Origin of the sequence: Cellulomonas timonensis (assembly GCF_900046455.1) — a bacterium.
Taxonomy (GTDB): Bacteria; Actinomycetota; Actinomycetes; order Actinomycetales; family Cellulomonadaceae; genus Cellulomonas_A; species Cellulomonas_A timonensis.
Genome location: NZ_FCOT01000010.1, coordinates 92,368 through 114,138, shown reverse-complemented (window position 1 = coordinate 114,138; position 21,771 = coordinate 92,368). Strand labels below are relative to the sequence as shown.

Annotated in this window: 20 protein-coding genes and 1 pseudogene; 11 read left to right on the top strand and 10 right to left on the bottom strand. The window is 71.9% G+C overall.

The genetic code is table 11. The features are described from left to right. Positions 1-105 precede the first annotated feature (105 nt). The gene (locus BN3788_RS04160) at positions 106-501 is read left to right on the top strand and encodes a DUF1304 family protein (protein ID WP_066582566.1); all 396 of its coding nucleotides are present in this window, start codon (positions 106-108) and stop codon (positions 499-501) included. A 29-nt stretch (positions 502-530) separates the two neighbouring features. Continuing rightward, complete coding sequence (locus BN3788_RS04155) at positions 531-1,625, top strand: helix-turn-helix transcriptional regulator (RefSeq protein WP_082812559.1); 1,095 nt, start codon at positions 531-533, stop codon at positions 1,623-1,625. Positions 1,626-1,841: 216 nt separating this feature from the next. On the opposite strand, the gene BN3788_RS20160 is transcribed toward BN3788_RS04155, so the two are convergent. The 5 genes and pseudogenes from BN3788_RS20160 to BN3788_RS04130 form a co-directional block, all read right to left on the bottom strand. Continuing rightward, on the bottom strand, positions 1,842-3,050 hold the full coding sequence (locus tag BN3788_RS20160) for a DUF5979 domain-containing protein (protein WP_390619764.1): 1,209 nt from the start codon (positions 3,048-3,050) through the stop codon (positions 1,842-1,844). A gap of 321 nt (positions 3,051-3,371) precedes the next feature. Next, positions 3,372-3,542 (bottom strand): annotated as a pseudogene (locus BN3788_RS20155) (Cys-Gln thioester bond-forming surface protein); the annotation flags it as partial. A 245-nt stretch (positions 3,543-3,787) separates the two neighbouring features. Next, positions 3,788-4,441, bottom strand: a complete 654-nt coding sequence (locus BN3788_RS04140) for a maleylpyruvate isomerase family mycothiol-dependent enzyme (RefSeq protein WP_066582563.1) — start codon at positions 4,439-4,441, stop codon at positions 3,788-3,790. A gap of 357 nt (positions 4,442-4,798) precedes the next feature. Next, complete coding sequence (locus tag BN3788_RS04135; RefSeq protein ID WP_066582562.1) at positions 4,799-5,449, bottom strand: DUF5317 family protein; 651 nt, start codon at positions 5,447-5,449, stop codon at positions 4,799-4,801. Between the two features lie 127 nt (positions 5,450-5,576). Next, on the bottom strand, positions 5,577-6,218 hold the full coding sequence (locus tag BN3788_RS04130; RefSeq protein ID WP_066582806.1) for a DNA alkylation repair protein: 642 nt from the start codon (positions 6,216-6,218) through the stop codon (positions 5,577-5,579). Between the two features lie 368 nt (positions 6,219-6,586). On the opposite strand from BN3788_RS04130, the gene BN3788_RS04125 reads away from it, so the two are divergent. After that, complete coding sequence (locus BN3788_RS04125; RefSeq protein WP_066582561.1) at positions 6,587-7,261, top strand: class I SAM-dependent methyltransferase; 675 nt, start codon at positions 6,587-6,589, stop codon at positions 7,259-7,261. A 16-nt stretch (positions 7,262-7,277) separates the two neighbouring features. Here the strand turns inward: BN3788_RS04125 and BN3788_RS04120 are convergent, their stop codons facing one another. The 5 genes from BN3788_RS04120 to BN3788_RS04100 all read right to left on the bottom strand — a co-directional run bounded on the left by BN3788_RS04120 (position 7,278) and on the right by BN3788_RS04100 (position 11,566). Continuing rightward, positions 7,278-7,937, bottom strand: a complete 660-nt coding sequence (locus BN3788_RS04120) for a response regulator (RefSeq protein WP_066582560.1) — start codon at positions 7,935-7,937, stop codon at positions 7,278-7,280. Next, positions 7,934-9,085, bottom strand: coding sequence for a sensor histidine kinase (locus BN3788_RS04115; RefSeq protein ID WP_108723776.1), 1,152 nt, complete (start codon positions 9,083-9,085; stop codon positions 7,934-7,936). Before BN3788_RS04115 ends, BN3788_RS04120 begins: the two co-directional genes overlap by 4 nt. Positions 9,086-9,087: 2 nt before the next feature. Further along, positions 9,088-9,918, bottom strand: coding sequence for a CPBP family intramembrane glutamic endopeptidase (locus tag BN3788_RS04110; RefSeq protein WP_066582559.1), 831 nt, complete (start codon positions 9,916-9,918; stop codon positions 9,088-9,090). Between the two features lie 246 nt (positions 9,919-10,164). Further along, positions 10,165-10,860 carry a nuclease-related domain-containing protein gene (locus BN3788_RS04105; RefSeq protein ID WP_234346474.1) on the bottom strand — a complete coding sequence of 232 codons (696 nt, stop codon included), beginning with the start codon at positions 10,858-10,860 and terminating at the stop codon, positions 10,165-10,167. Between the two features lie 268 nt (positions 10,861-11,128). After that, complete coding sequence (locus tag BN3788_RS04100) at positions 11,129-11,566, bottom strand: hypothetical protein (protein ID WP_066582557.1); 438 nt, start codon at positions 11,564-11,566, stop codon at positions 11,129-11,131. 166 nt (positions 11,567-11,732) lie between these two features. On the opposite strand from BN3788_RS04100, the gene BN3788_RS04095 reads away from it, so the two are divergent. The 8 genes from BN3788_RS04095 to BN3788_RS04060 all read left to right on the top strand — a co-directional run bounded on the left by BN3788_RS04095 (position 11,733) and on the right by BN3788_RS04060 (position 21,637). Continuing rightward, positions 11,733-13,775 (top strand): beta-galactosidase, encoded by a 2,043-nt coding sequence (locus tag BN3788_RS04095; RefSeq protein WP_066582804.1) that lies wholly within the window; start codon positions 11,733-11,735, stop codon positions 13,773-13,775. Then, complete coding sequence (locus BN3788_RS04090; RefSeq protein ID WP_066582556.1) at positions 13,772-14,698, top strand: carbohydrate ABC transporter permease; 927 nt, start codon at positions 13,772-13,774, stop codon at positions 14,696-14,698. Before BN3788_RS04095 ends, BN3788_RS04090 begins: the two co-directional genes overlap by 4 nt. Further along, positions 14,695-15,594: a carbohydrate ABC transporter permease gene (locus BN3788_RS04085; RefSeq protein WP_066582555.1), complete on the top strand. Its 900-nt coding sequence runs from the start codon at positions 14,695-14,697 to the stop codon at positions 15,592-15,594. The genes BN3788_RS04090 and BN3788_RS04085 overlap by 4 nt, the downstream gene beginning before the upstream one ends. 74 nt (positions 15,595-15,668) lie before the next feature. Then, positions 15,669-17,003, top strand: coding sequence for an ABC transporter substrate-binding protein (locus BN3788_RS04080; RefSeq protein WP_066582554.1), 1,335 nt, complete (start codon positions 15,669-15,671; stop codon positions 17,001-17,003). Positions 17,004-17,007: 4 nt separating this feature from the next. Then, positions 17,008-19,152: an alpha-galactosidase gene (locus BN3788_RS04075; RefSeq protein WP_066582553.1), complete on the top strand. Its 2,145-nt coding sequence runs from the start codon at positions 17,008-17,010 to the stop codon at positions 19,150-19,152. Further along, positions 19,149-20,165: a LacI family DNA-binding transcriptional regulator gene (locus BN3788_RS04070; RefSeq protein ID WP_066582552.1), complete on the top strand. Its 1,017-nt coding sequence runs from the start codon at positions 19,149-19,151 to the stop codon at positions 20,163-20,165. The genes BN3788_RS04075 and BN3788_RS04070 overlap by 4 nt, the downstream gene beginning before the upstream one ends. 84 nt (positions 20,166-20,249) lie before the next feature. Beyond that, positions 20,250-20,876: a type IV toxin-antitoxin system AbiEi family antitoxin domain-containing protein gene (locus BN3788_RS04065; protein ID WP_199824732.1), complete on the top strand. Its 627-nt coding sequence runs from the start codon at positions 20,250-20,252 to the stop codon at positions 20,874-20,876. Then, positions 20,873-21,637 (top strand): nucleotidyl transferase AbiEii/AbiGii toxin family protein, encoded by a 765-nt coding sequence (locus BN3788_RS04060; RefSeq protein ID WP_066582551.1) that lies wholly within the window; start codon positions 20,873-20,875, stop codon positions 21,635-21,637. Before BN3788_RS04065 ends, BN3788_RS04060 begins: the two co-directional genes overlap by 4 nt. The last annotated feature ends 134 nt before the right edge of the window (positions 21,638-21,771 follow it).

Sequence of the window (21,771 nt, the reverse complement as noted above, 5' to 3'; positions counted from 1 at the left end):
TCCCAGATTTCTGGGATCGACCCTCGCGGGGCCGCGGCCTAGCGTCGAGTGATCCCGCACGCGAGGGCGCCGCGCCACCGAAGGCGCCTGGAAGGGGATGGCATCGTGAACGGCATCGCGCAGGTCGCAGCACTCTTCGGAGCGGTGGCTTACATCGGAGCCGCGCAGCTCGAGATGGTCTTCTTCAATCGGCCGCGTGCCCACAAGCTGCTGCATGTCGAGGTCGACGACGTCAGGGACGTGCGGATGTGGGCGTTCGTCGTCGGCGCCCGCAACGTGCTGGTCGGCGTGGGGACCATCGTGGGGCTGGTGATGCTCCACGTCGGAGACGTGGCGACAGGCCGTGTCGTGGTGCTCACCCTCGCCTGGTACATGCTGCTGGCGAGCCTGGCCATGGCGGTCGCCGACCTGCTCGGGTATTGGCGGCCGCGGGGTGGCAGCGTCATCGGCACCATCGGGTCCAGCCTGCCGCCCCTCGTCGTGATCATCGCGGCGATGTGAGGCGCTGGGACCAGTGCCAGACTTGAGGTATGTGGCACGAGCGTGCCCACCGGGCCCGTCGGGACATCGCGGCGTTGGCCGCCGCAGGCCTCGGCGTCAGCGATCTGCATGCCGCGGCGATCCGGGTGATCGCCGACGACGTGGGCGCGGACCTGGCCTGCTGGGCCACGATCGATCCGGAGACGCTCGTCATCAGCGCGATGACCAGCGGGGAGACGGCGATCCCGCCCGAGTATGAGCCGCTGCTCGCCCAGGCCGAGTACGCGCCGGATGAGCCGCACGCGTTCGCCGACCTCGCCCGTCAGGGTGTGCCTGCGGCCCGCCTGTCCGAGCTTCCCGGCGTCGAGCGTGAGCGCAGCGCACGCCTGCGCACCGTGTGGCGGCCGCTCGGCGTCGAGCGGGAGCTGCGGGTGATGTTCATGGCCGACGGCGCCTGCTGGGGCGGGGCCGGCATGGTCCGGGCGGGTCCGGACTTCAGCGACCGGGAGGTCGAGCTCATGAGGTCGGTCGCCCCCGTGATCGCCGGCGCGACCCGGATCGCCGTGCGATCCGAGGCGCGCACGCCGACGGCGGGCGGTGGGGGAGCGATCGTCGTCGTCGGCCCGGATGGCGGGCTCCGAGCCGCGACACCGGCCGCCCAGGACTGGCGGGACGGGCTCGACGAGATCGCGTCCGGCCGCTTCCTGACGATGATGCGGGTGATGGCCCTCGGCGCCCGGTCCTCCCAGTCCGGCGGCTTCCGCGCCCGGCTGCGTGGCCCTGACGGCCGGTGGGCGGTGCTCGAGGCGAGCCCCCTGATCGGCTCGGATGAGGAGCAGACCGCCATCACGATCGAGCCGGCGACCGGCGACCAACTGCTGGGGTTGCTGCTGACGGCGTACGGCCTGACAGCCCGGGAGCGCGAGATCTGCCATGAGGTCATCGGAGGGCACCCCACCGCCGAGATCGCCGAGCACCTCTTCATCACCACGAACACCGTCCAGGACCACCTGAAGTCGATGTTCGCCAAAGTCGGGGTGCGCAGCCGTGGGGAGCTGGTCGCGCGACTGCGCCCCGAGGGGATTCCGAAGACTCCGCTGGGGGTTGGCGCCCCTCTTGCCGAGAGTCCGCTTCGTTCCGAATGATGGGGTGCATGCCCGACTCGACTCCGCTGCCGACGACTCTGGGCCGTCCGGCCACGCGTGCCTTCGAAGCCGCCGGCTTTCGCACGATCACCGACCTCGACGGAGCTAGCGAGCGAGCGCTCCTGGCTCTGCACGGCGTTGGCCCACGAGCGATCAAGATCCTGCGAGAGCACGGGGTCGAGCTCACGCCCTGATGTCAACGCCGTGCTGCACGGGTCACCCGCGTCGGTTCGCCCACCGCCGTGAGACGTCGACCAAGGCGAGCCCGAGAGCGAGGAGTCCGATGGTGAGCCCGCTCAGCGGAAGTGGAGAGTCGGAGCCCGTCGCGGCCAGCGCTGTCCCCCCGCCGGACGAGACCTTCGTGTAGGTGTTCGTCACCGCGAGCGTCGACGTGGCGCCTGCGGCGATCGTCACGCTGGCGGGGAGCGACACCGTCACCCGGACCGCCGCCGTGGCGCCCGTGGCGGGCTCGGTGACGGAGCACACGCTGTTCGCCGGCACCCCCGTGAAGGTCTGGCTGGTGGTCCCCGCTGACGCGCCCGCGGGCAGCGTCACGCGCTCGGACAGCACCCGCGAACCGTTGCTCACGCACTCGACCGCCAGCTCGACTGCGCCCTGGGCGCCCGCCCCGGCGCCAGCGATCGTCTTGCTCACCACCAGCGACCCCGGTCGGGCGTCGTAGGTGTTGGTGACGAGCAGCTCGCCGCCCTCGGCCGCGCTGATCGTCACCGGGTCTGGCAGGTCCGTGGTGACGGACACTGTCGCCGTCTCACCGGTCGTCGGCTCGGTGACCGTGCACACGCTCCCCGACGGGATGCCGGTGAACGACGCCTCGGTGTCACCCGCGCCCTGGCCTGCCTCGATGACGACGAGCTCGGACAGCACGGTGGCCTGGCCCTGGACGCACTGGACGGAGAGCACGACCTGGCCCTGCGATCCGGCCGCCGCCCCCGCGATCACCTTGGTCACCACGAGTGAGCCGGGCCGCACCTCATAGGTGTTGGTCACGGTGACCTGCGCGTCTGCGTCCGCCGTGATCGTGACGGCGCCGGTGTTGGTCGTGGTGACCTCGATCGCCGTCGTCTCGCCGGTGGTCGGCTCGGTGACGCTGCACTCGCTGTCGATCTGGATCCCGTCGAACCTCGTCGAGGTCGTGCCTGCCTCGCTCTCGGCCGGGATGGCGACGCTCTCCGACAGCACGGTCTCCCCGTCGAGCGTGCACGCCACGTCGAGGACCACCTCGCCCTGCGCGCCCGCTGCGCCACCGGCGATCGTCTTGTCGACCACTAGGGCCCCGGTGGCGAACAGTTCGATCGTGGCCGTCGCGTCGGCTTTGATGTCGGCCGTCTGCGCCAGGATGAGCTTCTGGGCTGCGTCCACCCCGGGCGTGCTCTGGTCATAGAGGTAGACGTTGCCGGTGGGCACCTCGACGGTCGCGGTCGCGCCGAGCGAGACGGCGCCGGCCGCGGCGCCGCGCACCCAGATCTGCGTGCCGGATGCGACCGTCGATCCGTCGGGGATCTCGACCGTGCCTGCGGCGTCGGAGTACGCGGTGACGCCGGCGGGGACGGTCAGCGTGATCGAGGGGGCGGCCCCGGTCGTGGTGGCAGCGGTGACGGTGAACGGCCCGATCACGTCGCCCACCGCTCCGCTGGCTGATGCGGGCGTGATCGCGATGTCGGGCGACGCCGGTTCCGGCACCGGACCTGCGGCCAGCACCTCAGCCACGATGGTCGACACGATCGGGTTGAGCGAGTCGCTCGTCGCCACCACGTACCCGTCGCTGAAGAACCAGATCGCGGCCTGGACCGCGGCGGCCCGCTCGTTGTCGCCCGCGGGCGTGGCCAGCTCGGTCGGGACCGTCGGGTAGTAGCTGTTGAGGATCCTCGCGATGTAGCCGACATTCGGCACGGTGGACTCATCCCAAGTCCCGTTGGTGTATCCGAGGCCACCCGGTCGAGGGCTCTCGGCCTGCCATGCGTGCGTCGTTTGTCGCCTTTATACCGCTTCGGGAGTCCGGTGTCTGATTCTGAGGGCGGTTCCCCGCCCGTGGTGACGGTCACTGCTGGGCCGGTCGGGGCCCGGGCGGCGTAGAACGCCTGGTCCGGCGCGAGACGCACTCGATGACTCCGATCGACGCCGCAGGTGAGGCGCGAATTGCCCTAGGCGTCTGTGTCCACCAGGAGGCGCCCCCGCAGCGTGGGCACGCCTGGCCCGTCGAGCTCGGCGAGGTAGGCGGCGCGGCCGGCCATGCTCATGACCAAGGCGAGGGTGGGCCCGGTGACCAACGGGCCGGCCCCTGCGGCGAACGGCCCGTCGTCCGCGCGCAACGTCAGGCCCGTGACGTGCGTGCGACTCGCGACGGCGAAGTCGCGTCGGGCGAAGAAGTCGGCCACAGGTGTCAGCGCGTCGATGCTCGGAGTCCGGGGGAGTCCCAGTGGCTGGCGGATGTCCTGGGCGTGCACGACGACCTCGCCGAGGTAGGCCGGGGTGTGGCTCGACGGCGCAGTGGTGCTGCCGATGACGTCGCGAAAGCGATCGAGGGTCTGTGCCGGAGTGTTGCCGCGGTGCTCGGCCATCCTGCGCTGATTGTGCACATCAGGGCGGAAGCGCGCGCCGAGCATGCTGCGGAGCCATGGCCACTGGCTCATGCTCGCCGCCGCGATGAGATGGGCGACGACCTCCTCGACGTCCCATCGGCCACACAGCGTGGGGCGCCGCCACTGCTCAGCGCTGAGGCCGCTCAAGTCCTCCGCGAGGGCGGCCCGCTCGGCCTGCGCCAGTGTCCAGAGTGCGTCATCCTGCCGTCTCGCCATCGTGCTCGACCGCCCTTTCCTCAGTGATATCTCGTAAAGCGGGGTTGATATGCCTTCTGGCTCACCAGAATTGACCTAGTCGCGGCGTGAGCAGAGTCGAGGAGGCGCGGCCTCGGGATCCTCCGCGGCCTTGGTCGGTCATTGCGGGCAGTGAGCAGAGCCGTGTGGGACTTCTTCTTGGTCGCCGATCGGTGTGGCGCCAGGGCCGCCCACCCGGTTCGGCGGGCGACCCTGGCGTTCTCCTGAAGGGTTGCGCTCAGTGCCCCTGGGTGTACGGGGCGGCGAACGCGTAGACGGCCAGGGCGACGGTCGCGACGCTCATGGCTGCCACCTGGACGCGCTCGCGGCTGGGAACCTTCATGGGGTGCTCCTCTCGACAGCGGGCGGGCTGCCCGCGGGGGTGGTGCCTGACGGGTGGTGCTCCCCGGCGATCGCGCCGGGGCGTGTGGTGGATCGGCGCGCGCCGATCACGAGGGCGGCCGCGAGACCGCCCCACAGGAGCAGGTCGCCCACGCTGAGCACGACGCCGAGCCCCGGGAGCCCGATGACGTCGGCCAGGGCCACGAGCGCTGTGCCGTCGTCGATCGGCACGTGCCCGGGGGGCGGCGCGGCGATCTGCTCGGCCGGGATGCCGGCTGCCCGGGCGCCGGAGACGGAGAAGGGCATGCCGCCGTTGAGCGCCGTCGTGAGCGCGTTCGCGAGGGCCCCGGCGAGCATCGCGGCGAGCGCGGCCCGCACGCCCCGCGTGGCGCCGCGCGCGTTGGCCAGGGCGAAGCCCGTGGCGCACAAGGCGAGGGCGAGGGGAGGCAGTACTCGCCCGGCAGCGTGCAGTGGGCCTGCCGCCCACGTGGGGTCTGTGGTGCGGAGCAGCTGCACTGCCGCTCCTGCGACCGCCCAGGGCAGGCCGCGGACCCTGAGGTCCGCGAGGGCTGAGATGCCGTCGCCGCGCAGGAGGAGCCCGATGATGATGGCGACCGGGACGACGAGCAGCACGAGCAGCAGCGACACGCCCGACGACCTCCTCGCTCGCTGCCCCCTCGCCGGGGTCGTCACGTCGACCCGGCGGTGGCCGGAACGCTAGCGGCCCGTCATCGGCGCCCGAAAGGTCTGTCTCGTCCACCGGGCGGCGCGGGTGTCACGCGCCCTGTCTGCGCACCATCTCGCCGATCCAGACCGGCGCATAGGGCGAGGTGCAGTTCGGTGGAGTGGGGTAGTCCTTGAGCACCTCCAGGCGCTCGCCGATGTCGATGGCGCGGGCTCGGTGCTCGGGATGCTCGATCCCGATCCGGGCGAGGCAGGTGTTCATCGCCCACTGCAGCCGTTCCGGGGCGTCTGTCATCTCCGTCTCGATGACGTCGAGCAGACCGGCGAGGTCGAGGCCCTCCGGGGCCTTCACAACCCGATCGGCGGTCAGCGCCCAACCGGCGCTCGCGACGACCGGATCCGGATCGGCGGACCACGCGAGCCGCAGCGCCTCCGCGTGTGGGCTCTTCTTCACCACGTAGCCCACGAGCCAGTCCTGGACCTTCGGGGCGCGCGCCTCCCGCAGCATGGCGTCCAGCTCGCCGCGCTCGAACGCCTTCGGCCGGCAGATCAGGATCGCCAGCAGCCTCGCCGCAGTGTCGCCCGTCTCCCAAAGCTGGCGCGAGAGCTCCTGCTGCGTCTTCAGGCGCTTCGCGACAGCGCGCAATGTGCCGAGGTTCACTCCGTGGTCGTCGCCGTGGTTCTCGTTCACGGCGCGCATCCTCGGGTCCTCGAGCGTCGCCAGCTCGGCCATCACGTCGGCCACAGTCGTGTCGGACACCTGAACCTCCTGATCGCGGGTGAGGGCAGCGTATGGGGCTCAGGGGCTGCATCGTGTGATGGCACACGACGAGGGTGATGCCAGCGGCGAGTGCCTCCGCCAGCGCCGCGGAGGCTCGCCCGCCCGGGCGGGCGAGGCCGATCCCCTCACCGTGGACGACGACCTCGATCGGGTTCCCGACGGCACCTCGGGCAGCAGGTGGAGGGCGTTGCGCAGCACGGAGGCGTGCTTGGACGGTGCGCCCTTGTCGAGGTGGAGCGTCACGCCGTCTGCCATGAGCACCCCTTCCACGGACCGGCCGCTCGCGCCGTCTCGTCAGCGCGCGGGGGCACACTTGCCTCGTGACGAACCGCGCAGGACACCAGCACGAGGCCCACGGGCATGACCACCACGGCCCTGCGGGGGTGGGCTCGCCCGAGGTGATGGGCTGGGAGGCGTGGTACGCCGCCCAGCAGCAGGTCTGGAGCGGGAAGGTGAATGGAGCCGTCGTCGCCGAGTTGTCCGACGTGGCCCCGGGTCGCGCGCTGGACATCGGCTGCGGCGAGGGAGGCGACGCGGTGTGGCTGGCCGCGCGCGGGTGGGACGTCACAGCGGTGGACGTCGCCGCCGTGGCACTGGAGCGAGGGCGGGCGGCGGCGCAGGCCGCGAACGTCGACGTCCACTGGGTCCAGGCTGACCTCACGACGGGCGCACCGGACCTGGGGGCTTTTGACGTCGTCTCGGTGCAGTACCCGGCGCTGCGCCGGACGCCGGGGGAGGACGCAGTGCGGGCCGTTCTCGCGTCCGTGGCGCCCGGGGGGATCCTGCTGGCGACGTGGCACGCCGACATGGACGCGGAGCACGCGCGCTCACGCGGCTTCGAGCTGGACGACTTCGTGCAGCGTGCGGACGTCGTGGCGCACCTCGACGACGCGTGGACGATCGAGGTCGACGAGACGCGGGACCGCGACGCCCCTGCCGGCCAGGGCGGGATGCACACCCGCGACGTCGTGCTGCGCGCCCGCCGGAACCGCTGACAGCCCGCGTCGCCGGTCAGGCCACCAAGCCCCTGCGGTACGCGTACACCACCGCCTGCACCCGGTCACGCAGGTCGAGCTTGGCGAGGATCCGGGACACGTACGTCTTGACGGTCTCGTGGCTGATCACCAGCGTCGCGGCGATCTCGCTGTTCGACATGCCGCTGGCGATGAGCTGCAGCACCTCTAGCTCGCGCGGGGTCAGCGGACCGTCGTCGGATGTGCGCTCTGGTGGGCTGATGCGGCTGGCGTAGCGGCCGACGAGCTGTCGGGTCACCTCGGGCGCGAGCAGCGCGGCGCCGGTGGCGACGGTGCGGATGCCGTGGAGCAGCTGGGCCGGGGGAGCGTCCTTGAGCAGGAACCCGCTCGCCCCTGCGCGCAGCGCCTCGTACACGTACTCGTCCAAGTTGAACGTGGTGACCACGAGCACCTTGACGGGGTGCGTCACGCCGACGCCTGCCAGCAGCCGGGTCGCCTCGATGCCGTCGAGCACCGGCATCCGCACGTCCATCACCACCACGTCCGGCCTCACCCGCGCGGCGAGGTCGACTGCGGCGCGCCCGTCCCCGCACTCGCCCACGACCTCGAGATCGGGCTGGGCGCCGATGATCGTGGCGAACCCGGTGCGGATCAGCGCCTGGTCGTCGCAGACCAGCACCCGGATGGGCTCGGTCATGACGGGCTCCCGGCGGGGATGCGCGCCTGGACCACGAATCCGCCACCCGTCTGCGCATCCGCGCTGAACTCGCCGCCGAGGATGGCGACCCGTTCACGGAGCCCGGCCAGGCCGCGCCCGCTCCCGCCGACGATCCTGGCGTGCGGGCCGGAGCCGTCGGTGCTGACCTCCACGGTGATCTCCTTCTCGCCGTGGCGGACGCGCACGGTGGTGCGACTGCCATGGGCGTGCTTGAGGGCGTTCGTCAGGGCTTCCTGGACCACCCGGTAGGCCGCGACCTCCGCGACGCCGGTGGTCTCGGGCGGGCTGCCCTCCTTGACGTACTCGACCGGCTGCCCGGCCTGCCGGGTCAACTCCACGAGGCCGTGGAGCTCGCCGACGGTCGGAGTCCGCGGGTCGGCGCCATGGTCGGGGTTGAGCACGTCGAGCAGGCGCCGCAGGTCGCTGATCGCGCTGCGCCCGGTGTCGGTGACGGCCGTGAGCGTCCGGTCGAGGCGCTCGGGATCGGCGGTCACGTAGCGCGCGGCCTCGGCCTGCACGACCATCGCCGTCACGTGGTGGGTGACCACATCGTGCAGCTCACGGGCGATGCGGGTGCGCTCGGCGGTGCGGGTGCTGTCGGCGACCTGGCGGCGGTGCTCGGCCTCGGCGATGCGGGACTGCCGCAGCCACGCGCCGACGCCCCAGGCGAGGGCCAGCAGGACGTAGAACGTGACGTAGTCGCTGACGCGATCAACGGATCCGTCCCGGTGGAGGCCGACGGCCATCGCCACGTAGGCCGCGGTCGCGAGGGTCGCGGTGGTGCGCCGATAGCGGTCCAGATGGGCGCCCGCGCTCACCAGCGCCACAGCCAGCGCGCTGCCGGCCACCGTGTGATAGCCGCGGAGCTGGTCGAGGGCGAAGCCGGCCGAGACCAGGGCGAGGCACACCGCCGGCCACCGGCGGCGCACGGCCAGTGGAAGGCACTGGAGTGCGACCGCGACGGCGGCCAGCGCGTCCAGCGGACGGTCCGGCATGTCGCCGAGCCGCGTCCCCTGGCTCTGCCAGGAGGGGATGAGAGGCCCGAGGGCCAGCACGAGGGCGAGCGGGAGGTCGCGCAGGGTGACGCTCTGGCGTTGCCACAGGTCACGCAGCCGCCGCAGGTCCACCGTCACAACGTAGCGGCCGACGCGATCTGGGCAGCCCGCCGCCGGCTCGGCACGATGTTGCCGCGCCGGCGGGCCAGCACCAGGAACACGGCCGTCAGCAGCGAGCCCGCCAGCACGGCGTAGATGCTGCCCTCGGGGCCGAACTCGCCGCCGGTGAGGACCGCCGGACCCGACGTCACCCCGCGCAGCAGGCCCTGAGGCATGTCGCTGCCCGAGACGACCGTGCCGAAGATGCCCGCGGCGGCGAAGTTCCAGGCGATGTGCAGGCCGATCGGCAGCCACAGGGTGCGGGTGGCCGCGTACGCCGCGCCGAGCATGGCGCCCGCCTCGATGGCGATCGCGATCACGCCCCACAGGGTGGCGTCCGGGTTGGCCAGGTGCATCGCGCCGAACACCACGGAGCTCACTGCCAGGGCGATCCACGTGCCCGTGCGCTTCTCGACGAGCCGGAACAGCAGGCCGCGGAAGATCAGCTCCTCGACCACCGCGCCGGCGGCCACCAGCCCAATCAGCGCGACCGCGGCCGTCACGGAACCCGTGTCCTCGATCCGGTAGCCGCCGCCCACCGCGATGCTCGCGATCACTGCGCCGAACATCAGCACCCCGATGAGCAGCCCCCGGCTCAGAGCCGCGCCTGCTCCCGCCAAGCCCACCTCCACCGGCGATCGACGCTCGGTTGTGCGAATGGCCCACGCATAGGCGAGCAGGGCGAACGCCGCACCCGCGAGGCCCACGACGAGGGTGAGCAGCCAGTTTCCTTCCACGGCCTGGATGGCCACATTGCCGAGGAAGGCGGCCCCCACCACGATCACCATCTGCTTCAACACCCGCATGACTCGTCCTCCCAGAGATCGCCGCAGTCGGTGCGCTGCGACTACCTGGAACGCTAAAGATCGGACGATCCGGAATCGTCACCGCACGGTGGACACTTGCGGGTCCCTCGCATGGGGGACACGCAGTGGTGATGCGGCCGACGTCGACAACCCGCGGATCATCGACGCGACAGCCGTTCGCCACGCGGGTTGAGGGGTCGGGCCACGGGGACGGCTCCACCGTCGCGTGTCAGGTGGTTCGGCGGCTCAGGCGGTCGGGAATGCCGTGGCCAGTGTGCGGTGGACTCGGTCCGTCATCGCCTCGTCGAGCGTGCCGGGGGCGAGCAGATGCTCGGCGGCCTTCTGAGGCCACAGGACCTCGATGCCGTCGATGACGAAGGACCCGCCGATGAGCGGCCAGCTCGCCTCGATGAAGCACAGCATCCCTCGCACGGGAACGTCGGCGAACCCCGCGGCATCGAGCGCGCTCCGGACCACGTCCACCTGCTTGTGCGCGCCGTCGACCAGTTTGGTCTGGTTCCGCCCACCGACCATGAGCAGCGTGACCCGTGGGCGGAAGAGCCCGCCGACCGACCGCTTCGACGGGCGTCCTGAGTACCGCTTGGCGTCAATGACGAAGACGCCGGCCGACGAGACCGCGAGGTGGTCGATGTTCGCCCTGGTCCGTGGGATGCGGCGATCATGCAGCACGCGCACGCCCTTCGCGGCGAGCCCGTCGAGGCTCTTGCCGAGCAGTGCCTCACCACGGGCGCCGACGGCCCACGCTCTCGTGCTCTGCGGCTCTTCGGAGATGGCGAGCAGGAACCCCCCGATCCTGGGATGTGCGGCACGGACGCGTTCCTCGCGCTTCGTGCTTCGACGCTCGTACTCACGTCGGGCGGAGCCGCCAGCCTTGCCCGAGGCGATCTCCGGCTGTCCGCTCGCGGGAGGGCTGACCTCCACAGGCCGCGCCGTCGCAGGGTCAGGCGTACCACCAGCTAGTGCGGGCGTTGCCGTGGAGCAGTCGAGGCACCGCACCGTCCTGCTGGCCCGGTCGTACTCGGCGGAGACCCCCGCCGATAGTGCCCTCCCGCAAGCGCGGCATCGGCCCGCGTACCGCAGACGCATCACCTTCGTCGTCGGCATCCCGCCCTCGGCGCCACTCGTCATGCCTGGAGCATCGGTCGGAGATGCGAGCGACTGAAGGGACGGATGAGCGCCCGACGCCCGGTCAGGATCCGAGCTGGGCGCCGATCCCGGTGAGCACGATGGCGAGTTGGCGCTCGAATCGCGCGTCCTCGTCGCCGCGCGCGTGGCCTGCCGCGACGACGAGGGGCGCATCATCGCCGACCATCGCGTCACGGGCTTCGAGGGAGTACCGCGCCGCGTCGGACTGGCTGCGCTTCCGGATCGTCGGCAGCGGCGTGGGCTCGGTCTCCGCCGAGCGGACGATGGCCGAGCTGCCGCGCATCATGCGGCTCATCGCCGACGGCGCCCTCGAGGCTCCCGCGGCGGCGTACTCGCTGGAGCGGGTCGGGGAGGCGTGGGCCCACGGCGGCCCGAGCCGCGCGGTCGTCGTGCCCGGCTGACCGATCAGCCCGGCCACGGCGACGTGCGCTCGTTCGCCGCCGTGGCCGACGCCGCTCAGGTCCAGCGCGATCCGGTTCATCTGACCCGCCGCGGGTGAGTCCGTATCGGGACTGTTGACACGAAATCGCCGCCCTGCCTAGTGTGTGCACGTTCACACAATCTCGACGGCGAGAACGCGCGACACGGTATGTGCACGTGCACACATGGTGTCGACCGGCTCCCGCCACACGACGGGCAGGGAGCACATGAACTCGCCGGAAGTCGTCCTCGGAGCCGGGGACATCACCACGCGCGGCATCGCGTTCGGGTGCGACTACAACCCCGAGCAGTGGGACCGCGACGTGTGGCGCGAGGACGCCCGGCTCATGCGCGAGGCCGGCGTCGACCTCGTCGCCGTCAACATCTTCGGCTGGTCGCACATCGAGCCGCGGCCGGGGGAGCATGACTGGTCCGGCCTCGACGAGATCGTCGACCTGCTCCACGAGAACGGCATCCGGGTGAACCTCGGCACCGGCACGTCCTCGCCGCCGCCGTGGCTCACGACGCTGCACCCCGAGATCCTCCCCGTCATGGCGGACGGCACGACCCGGTGGCCGGGCGGTCGCCAGGCGTGGTGCCCGAGCTCGGCCGAGTTCCGCCGCCGCGCGCTCGCGCTGGTCGCCCAGGTCGCGAAGCGCTACGGCGAGCACCCCGCGGTCGCGCTGTGGCACGTGTCCAACGAGCTCGGCTGCCACAACGCGCTCTGCTACTGCGATGAGTCCGCTGCCGCGTTCCGGATCTGGCTCGAGCGCCGCTACGGCACGGTCGACGCGCTCAACGCCGCGTGGGGGACGAGCTTCTGGAGCCAGCGGTATGCGGACTGGGCCGACGTGCTCCCGCCGCGGGCGACGATCTCGCTCGGCAACCCCGCGCAGGCCGTCGACTTCCACCGCTTCAGCTCGGACGCGCTGCTCGACCACCACCGCGCCGAGGCGGAGGTGCTCCGGCGGTTCTCGAACGCCCCCGTCACGACGAACTTCATGGTCACCGCCCATATCCGCAACCTCGATTACTGGTCGTGGGCGACTGAGATGGATGTCGTCGCGAACGACCACTACCTCGACCACCGGCTCGACGACCCGCGCTCCGAGCTGTCGTTCGCGGCCGATCTGACCCGCGGGCTCGCCGGGGGAGCGCCGTGGCTGCTCATGGAGCAGTCGACGAGCGCCGTGAACTGGCAGCCGGTCAACGTGGCCAAGGACCCGGGCCAGATGACCCGCAACTCCCTCACGCACGTGGCGCGCGGCGCGGACGGCGTCTGCTTCTTCCAGTGGCGGGCGTCGGCGCAGGGCGCTGAGAAGTTCCACTCGGCGCTCGTCCCACATGCCGGCACGGACACGGAGGTGTGGCGCGAGGTCGTCGAGCTTGGCGCGACGCTCGACCGGCTCGACGAGGTCGCGGGCACCCGCGTCATCGCCGACACCGCGCTGCTGTTCAGCTGGGAGTCCTGGTGGGCCGCCGACGGCGAGGCACGGCCCTCGCACGCCGTGCGGTACCTCGACCAGGTGCACGCCGCGTACCGGGCTCTGCACCAGCTGGGCGTGACGGTCGATGTCGTCGGCCCCGATAGCGACCTGAGCGGGTACCGGCTCGTCGTGGTGCCCGCCCTGCACATGGTCTCGGACGCGCAGGCGGCCCGGGTGAGCGCGCACGTCGAGGCCGGCGGGCACGCGGTCGTCACGTTCAACTCGGGCATCGTCGACCAAGACGACCGGGTGCGGCTCGGCGGGTACCCGGGCGCGTTCCGTGACCTGCTCGGCGTCGTCAGCGAGGAGATCGTGCCGCTGCTGCCCGGGCAGCGGGTCGCGCTCGACTCGGGCGCCCACGCGTCGCTGTGGACCGAGCGGCTCCGCACCACCGACGCGGCCGTCGTCGCCTCCTACGCCGACGGCCCGCTCGCCGGAGTGCCGGCGATCACACGGGCCGAGCGTGGCGCGGGCGCCGCCTGGTACGTCGCGACGGCGCTCGACGACCCCGACCTGCGCGATGTCATGCGCTCCGCGGTGGCCGGCGCCGGTGTCGCGACGACCGGCCCGGAGAGCGACGGGTCGGTCGAGGTGGTCCGCCGCGCGGGCGGCGGTCGCAGCTACGTCTTCGTCATCAACCACTCGCACCGCGATCTCGAGCACCCGGCCACCGGGCACGAGCTCGTCACCGACCAACGAGCCGATGGCCTCGTCCACGTCCCCGCCGGAAGCGTGCGGGTCGTCCGGGAGGGCACACCAGTCCGGGAGGGCACACCCGCATGACGAGCACCCAGACCCTCGCCCCCGCGCCGACGCGGGCCTCGCAGCCCTGGCGCCGCGTTCCCGTCCCGCATCAGCGCGCGATCGCGTTCTTCGTGCTGCCGTTCGGGGTGCTGTTCACGCTGTTCTACGCGCTGCCCGTCGGCTACGCGGTGTGGCAGTCGCTCCTCGTCGTCGAGCGCGAGGGCACGTTCGGCGCCCCGCGCCAGGTGTTCGGCGGGCTCACCCAGTACGCCCAGGTCTTCCAGAACGGGCCGTTCTGGAGCTCGGTCGGGCGCGTGCTCGCCTTCGGGGTCGTCCAGGTCCCCGTGATGCTCGCGCTCGCGCTGGTGTTCGCGCTGCTCCTCGACTCGCCGCTGCTGCGCGGCAAGCGGTTCTTCCGGCTCGCGTTCTTCGTGCCGTACGCGGTGCCCGGCGTCGTCGCGGCGATCATGTGGGGCTTCCTGTACTCCCCGAACCTCTCGCCGTTCACCGCTGTCACCGGGCGGGTCGACCTGCTGTCCGCGGACCTCGTGCTGTGGGCGATGGCCAACGTCGTCACGTGGGTCTACGTCGGCTACAACATGCTGATCATCTACTCCTCGCTCCTCGCGATCCCCACCGAGGTGTACGAGGCCGCGCGGCTCGACGGCGCGGGCCAGCTGCGCATCGCGTGGTCGATCAAGATCCCGCTGGTGATCCCGGCGATCGTGCTCACGACGGTGTTCTCGATCATCGGCACCCTCCAGCTGCTCGCGGAGCCGCAGGTGTTCCGCTCGTTCAGCTCCGCGGTGACGAGCACGTTCACCCCGAACCTCACCGTCTACTCGACGTCGTCCGTGCCGAACTTCCACCTCGCCGCGGCGTTCTCGGTCGTGCTCGCGCTCGCGACGTTCGTGCTCTCGTTCACGTTCCTCAAGCTGACCCAGAAGAAGGGCGTCCAGTGAGCGCCGCCGTCCGCACCGCACCCCAGCCCACGGCGTCGCCGGCGGCCTCGCGGGGCGTCCAGGAGAGCCTGTTCTCGCGCGCCGGCGCGATGCTCGTCATGGGCGTCTTCACGCTCTACTTCCTCGTCCCGATCTGGTGGCTGATCGTCTCCGCGACGAAGGACCGCGGGCAGTTCACCAGCACGAACCCGCTGTGGTTCGCCGACATGAGCCTCGTCGAGAACGTCAGCGCGCTGCTGCGCTACGACGGCGGGATCTTCGTGCGGTGGATCGGCAACTCGCTCGCCTACACCGCGGGCGGCGCGCTGCTCGGCACGGTGCTCGCCTCGATGTGCGGGTACGCCCTCGCGAAGTACCGGTTCCGCGGGCGCGACACGCTGTTCAACGTGGTCCTCGGCGGCGTCCTCGTCCCGGCGACGGCGCTCGCGCTCCCGCTCTTCCTGATCTTCAGCCAGGTCAACCTGACGAACACGTTCTGGGCGGTGTTCCTGCCGAGCCTGGTCAGCCCGTTCGGGGTGTACCTGACGCGGATCTACGCCGCGGCGAGCGTGCCCGACGAGCTGCTCGAGGCCGCACGGCTCGACGGGTCGGGCGAGGTCCGCACGTTCTTCACGGTGTCGGTGCGGCTCATGTTCCCCGCGCTCGTGACCGTGTTCCTGTTCCAGTTCGTCGCGATCTGGAACAACTTCTTCCTCCCGCTGATCATGCTCCGCGACGAGGCCGTCTTCCCCGTGACGCTCGGCCTCTACTCCTGGAACACCCAGGTGAACCAGATCCCCGAGCTGCGCGGCCACGTGCTCGTCGGGGCGTTGCTCGCGATCATCCCGCTGATCGTCGTCTTCCTGCTGCTGCAGCGCTTCTGGCGCAACGGGCTCGGAGCCGGCTCGGTGAAGTGACCGCTCGTCGATCGACCGCTCATCGCCCGGCAGCACCCTGCCTGCCGTGCGCCCTTCCACAGATAAGGACAACCATGCGTCTCACCAAGGCCGCCAGCGTCGGCGCCCTCACCGCGGTCGCCCTGCTCGTCGCCGGCTGCTCGTCGAACGACGGCTCCTCTTCCGGGGGCGACGCCGCCGCCGGCGCCTGCGAGCCGTCGGACGGCGCTGTCGAGCTCACGTTCACAACGTGGATCCCGGGCATCGAGGAGGTCGTCGACGTCTGGAACGAGGCGAACGCCGACATCCAGGTGACAGTGCAGACGGGGCCCAACGGCAACGGCGGCACCTACCAGAACTTCTTCAACCAGCTCAAGGCCGGCAACGCGCCCGACCTCGGGCAGATCGAGTACGACGCGCTGCCGAACTTCCGCGTCCAGGACGGGCTCACCGACCTCGGGGCGTGCGCCGACGTGCTGGCCGCGCAGGGCGACTTCGTCGACTGGACCTGGGACCAGGTGAGCTTCGGCGAGAACGGGCACGCGTACGCGATCCCGCAGGACGCCGGCCCGATGGCGCTCTTCTACCGCGCCGACCTGTTCGAGGCGAACGGCATCGCCGTCCCGACGACGTGGGCCGAGTACGCCGCCGCGGCGGAGAAGGTCAAGGCCGCCGGCGGGCACATCACGAACTTCTCGCAGAGCGACGTCAACCAGTTCGCGGGCCTCGTGTGGCAGGCGGGCGGCACCTGGTTCTCGAACGACGGAGACGAGTGGGGCGTCGGCCTCGCGGGCGAGGAGTCCACGCAGGTCGCCGAGTACTGGCAGGACCTCATCGACCGGGACCTCGTCTCGAGCGTCCCGCCGTGGACGAGCGAGTGGGACAACGCCTACAACACCGGCGCCGCGTGGACGTGGGTCTCGGCGGTGTGGGGCGCCAACTCGATCTCGAGCGGTGCCCCCGACACCGCGGGCAAGTGGGCCGTCGCGCCCATGCCGCAGTGGGAGGCGGGCGACGATGCCGCCGGCAACTGGGGCGGCTCGTCGACTGCGGTCTTCAAGGGCTCGGAGCACGTCTACGAGGCCTCGAAGTTCGCGCTCTGGCTCAACACGTCCGACGAGGCGCTCACGCTGCTCAACAAGGGCGCGAACCTCTACCCGGCGACGAAGGCCGGCGCGGCCCTGCCGGCGCTCGCGGAGGGTGTCGAGTTCTACGGCGGCCAGGCGATCTACGACGTGTTCGCCGAGGCCTCGACGCAGGTCCCCGCGGGCTTCACGTGGGGCCCGACGATGACGCAGGTCTACGCGGACGTCTCCGACGGCTTCAAGGGCGCGGTCTCCGGGTCGGGGACGCTCCTCGCGTCGCTCGAGTCGGCGCAGGGGTCGACGATCTCGACGCTCGAGTCGCAGTCCATCCCCGTCGCCAAGTGACCGCATGATCCAGCACCTGCGCGCAGCAGGGTCGAGCCTCGTGCTCGACGTCCCGGTGCGGGGCGGCGGGGACCTCCCCGCCGTCCTGCACTGGGGGCGCGACCTCGGCCCGCTCGACGACGACTCCCTCGCCGGGCTCGCGGCGGCGCTGGTCCCGGCCGTCCCGCCGAGCGCGATCGACACCCCGCTGCGCATGTCGATCCTGCCGACCCGCGAGCAGGGGTGGACGGGGCGGCCGGGCTTCGAGGGCTTCTGGTCCGGCTCGGGGGAGCCGGCGGCTGCGCTGGTCATGGCCGGCGCCGAGCCGGTGGGCGACCGCGCGATCCGGCTGCGCCTGGCCGACGCCGCGGGCACGCTCGCTGTGACGACCGACGTCGAGCTCACCGAGCACGGCGTCCTCCGCGTCCGCAGCACCCTCGAGAACCGGGGTGACGACACGTTCGTGCTGGGGGCGCTCGACGCGTCCCTGCCGGCGCCGAACCGCGCCCGCGAGGTGCTCGACTTCACCGGGCTGTGGGCGCATGAGCGGCGACCGCAGCGACTGACACTCGGCCACGGAGCGTGGACACGCGAGACGCGCCACGGCCGGCCCGGCCACGACGACCCCTTCCTGCTGGTCGCGGGGACGCCAGGGTTCGGGTTCCGCTCGGGGGAAGTCTGGGCGACGCACGTCGCGTGGAGCGGCGACAAGCGCCAGTGGGCCGAGCGCCAGGCCCTGGGCCATGCCCTCCTGGGCGGCGGCGAGCTGCTCGCGCCCGGCGAGGTGCGGCTCGCGCCGGGCGGGCGGTACACCGCGCCGTGGCTCGTGGCGGCGTGGTCCGACGCCGGGCTCGACGGCCTGTCCGACCGGTTCCACCCGTGGATCCGGTCCTGGTCGACGATCCGGCGCGCGCGGCCCGTCGTGCTCAACACCTGGGAGGCCGTCTACTTCGACCACGACCACGCGACGCTCAACCGCCTGGTGGACGCCGCGGCCGACGTGGGGGTCGAGCGGTTCGTGCTCGACGACGGCTGGTTCACCGGCCGCACCGACGCTGCCCGTGCGCTCGGCGATTGGACTGTCGACCCGGTCGCGTGGCCCGACGGCCTGCACCCGCTCGTCGAGCGGGTCCACGCGCGCGGCATGGAGCTCGGGCTCTGGGTCGAGCCGGAGATGGTCAGCCCCGACTCCGACCTCGCGCGAGCCCACCCCGACTGGGTGGTGGGCGGCTCGAGCCTGCCGACGTGGCGCGACCAGCGCACACTCGACCTCGGCCACCCCGACGCGTACGTGCACGTGCGCGACGCCCTCGCCGCGCTGCTCGACGAGTACCCGATCACCTCGCTCAAGTGGGACCACAACCGCGACCTGCTGCACGGCTCGGCGCACCGCCAGACGACCGCGCTGTACCGGCTGATCGACGAGCTGCGCGCACGGTTCCCCGCGGTGGAGATCGAGTCGTGCGCGTCCGGGGGAGCCCGCATCGACCTGGGGATCCTCGAGCGGGTCGACCGCGTGTGGACGTCCGACACGAACGACCCGCTCGAGCGTCAGGGCATCCAGCGCTGGACCGGGGTGCTCGTGCCGCCCGAGTACCTGGGCGGCCACCTCGGGGCGCCCCGCGCCCACACGACCGGACGCGTCGCGAGCACCGGCTTCCGGTGCGCCACGGCCATGTTCGGCAGCGCCGGGATCGAGTGGGACCTCACCCGCGCGGGTGCCGACGAGCTCGACGAGGTCCGGGCTTGGGTCGCCGACCACGTGGCCCGACGCGGACTGCTCCACTCGGGACGGGTTGTCCGTGCCGACAGCGCGGACCCGGGCGTCCTGGTGCACGGCGTCATCGCCCCCGACGGCAGTGCGGCGTTGTTCGCCGTCGTCGCCCTCGCGGCGGCCGAGGCGGCCCTGCCTGCGCCGGTGCGGCTCATCGGCCTCGACCCGGAGCGCGTCTATCGCGTCCGGACTGTCGGGGCGCCGCCGCTGCTGGTGCAGGCCGCGCCCCCGCCCTGGCTCGCGCGCGGGGAGGCCACGCTGCCCGGACGGGTCCTCGTCGACGTCGGGCTCGCCGCGCCGCTGCTCGCCCCGGAGAACGCCGTGCTGCTCGCGGTCGACGCAGTGGGCCCTGCGGGCCCGATCGGCCTGGCCGACGACGTTACATTCGACCCATGACCCCTCCAGGCCGGCGCCGCGCCACGATCCACGACGTCGCCGCCGAGGCGGGGGTCTCGCGGGGGACCGTGTCTCGGCTGCTCAACGGCACGTCATACGTCTCCTCCGAGGCGCGCGAGGCGATCGAGAAGGCCATCGCCAAGGTCGGCTACGTGCAGAACACCGCCGCGCGCAACCTCGTGACGCGGCGCTCGCGGGCCGTCGGGTTCGTGGTCCACGAGCCGCACGAGCTGTTCCTCGACGACCCGAACATCGGCGCGATCCTGCTGGGCGCCAACGAGGTGGTCTCCGAGGCGGACTTCCAGCTCGTGGTCCTCGTGCTCGACTCGGAGCGCGACAGCCAGCGCGTCGCCGATTATTTGCGCGGTGGGTTCGTCGACGGCGCGGTGCTCGTCTCCGCCCGCCAGCACGACACGATCGCAGGCGCCGTCGAGCGCCTCGGGCTGCCCGCCGTCTTCATCGGGCACCCCCCGGGGCACCCCGCGATCCCGTACGTCGGCATCGACAACCGCTCGGCCGCGCGCGCGGTGACGCAGGAGCTGCTCGGCACCGGGCGGCGGCGGGTGGCGATGGTCGCGTGCGCGCTCGACCGCGACTCCGGCTCCGACCGACTCGCGGGGTTCCGCGACGCGCTCGGCGAACGGTTCGACCCCCGCCTCGTCGTCGACCATCCGCTCTACTCGTACGCGAGCGGCCTCGAGGGCGCCCGGGAGCTGCTGCGCCGCGAGCCGGCGATCGACGGCATCTTCGCCGCGTCGGACGCGGTCGCCGCCGGGGTGCTGGAGGCGCTCCGCGAGACCGGCCGCTCGGTGCCGGGCGACGTCGGCGTCGTCGGCTTCGACGACAGCGCCTGGGCGGTGCGCTGCGTGCCCGCGCTGTCCACGGTGCGCCAGCCCGCGCGCCTGATGGGTCGGCGCGCCGCGGAGATCGTGCTCGGCCAGATCGAGGGCGTCGAGGTGGAGCCGGGCGGCGCGCTGCTCGACACCGAGGTGGTCTGGCGCGCCTCGGCGTGACCCACACGGTGGTGATGACCTGCCCCCGGGCGTAGATCGAGTATGAGGGTGCGAATAGTAGGTTTCAGGCCTACTATTTGCAGAGTGAAGGAGAAGGCGAGCGTCGTTCGACTGGCTGCCCGCGCGCCGCTGCGGACGATCCGAACGCGTGATCTCAGCGCGGTCTACGCGCACCCACGCTCGGAGGCTCGTGCCGTCGAGCAGCGCGGGCTGCTCCACCGGCTCGCGCACGGTTTCTACTGTGCCGTCCCACCTGAATATGACGCTGCCGTCTGGCGGCCCACGCTGGAGGCGGCCGCCGTGGGGATCGCCACCGCGATCTACGGTGAGCGTGTGCCGGTCCTCACGGGCCTGTCCGCTGCCCGTGTGCACGGTGCGCTTCCGCGAGCGATCGGCGCGGCGTTCGTCGCGGTTCCCGCGAAGCGTCGGCCGTTGAAGCTCGCCGACCGCTCCGGCGAGGTCCGCTTCGTGATGCGCGATGTCGCCGCACTCGACGCGGTCCTCGTGCCCACCGACCTGGGCGCAGCACTCGCCACGACCCTCGAGCAGACCATCCTCGACCTTGCCCGTGCGGATCCCCGAGGGGAGGACGAAGCCGCGCAGACGGCTATTGACGCCCTGTGGCCCGAGTGTGACCACGTCGCACTAGAGAGCATCGCCGCCACGCAGCGGATGAGGGCGACCTACGCGCGGATCGCTGAGGGTCGATGACGGGATCCCAGCACGCGGAGTGGGAGTCGGTTGCCGAGCGCTTCGGCGTCGAAATGGAGCAGGTGCGCCGCGACCACCTCGTCTCCCACGTCCTCGGAGCGATCGCGTCGGGGGTGCCGACCGATGACATCGTGTTCTTCGGGGGGACTGCGCTGTCGCGCACGCACCTCGCCGACGCTCGTCTCAGTGAGGACATCGATCTGATCGCGTTGGCGCCTCGCGCCGATGTCGCCCCACGGATCGAGGCGGCGGTTCGGCGCGGGCTCGCCCGCAGCCACGGACGCCCGCCCTGGCGTCCGGCCCTCACCGCGACCACGGGCTCCCAGTCGGCAACGCTCACTGTCGACGGGACCGCGAGCGTCCAGGTCCAGCTCGTCGGCGGCAGCGGCTACCTGTGGCCCACAGAGGTCCGGGAGATCGAACAGCGCTATTCCGATGCGCCTCCGGCTCGGCTGCGCACGCTCACCGCCGCGGGCTTCGCGGCCGCCAAGCTCGCCGCGTGGATGGAACGGCGGGCGTCACGTGACCTCTATGACCTGTGGGCGCTGGGCGAGCGCGGCCTCATCGACGGGGAGGCGCTCGATGTCTTCATCAAGTTCGGCCCGTCAGGCAGGCCCCCAGGCGAGTGGGTCTTCACCACCGCCGTAGATGAGGCCGTCTGGCAGTTCGCATTGCGGCACCAGACCGTGCTCCGCGTCTCCGCAGCCGACGCGCTTGTCGCCGTCCGCGACGCGTGGGCGGCGGCGATGGACCGTCGCTGAACCGCACGTCCAGTCCGCGCGTGTGCGTTCTGGGCGCGCCGTCGCGCTGAGCTGGGTCGACGCGGAGGGCGGCGGGGGACCTTGGCCCGACGTCGTGGCTGGTCAGGCCGCATAGTCTCCGAGAGGTGACGGCG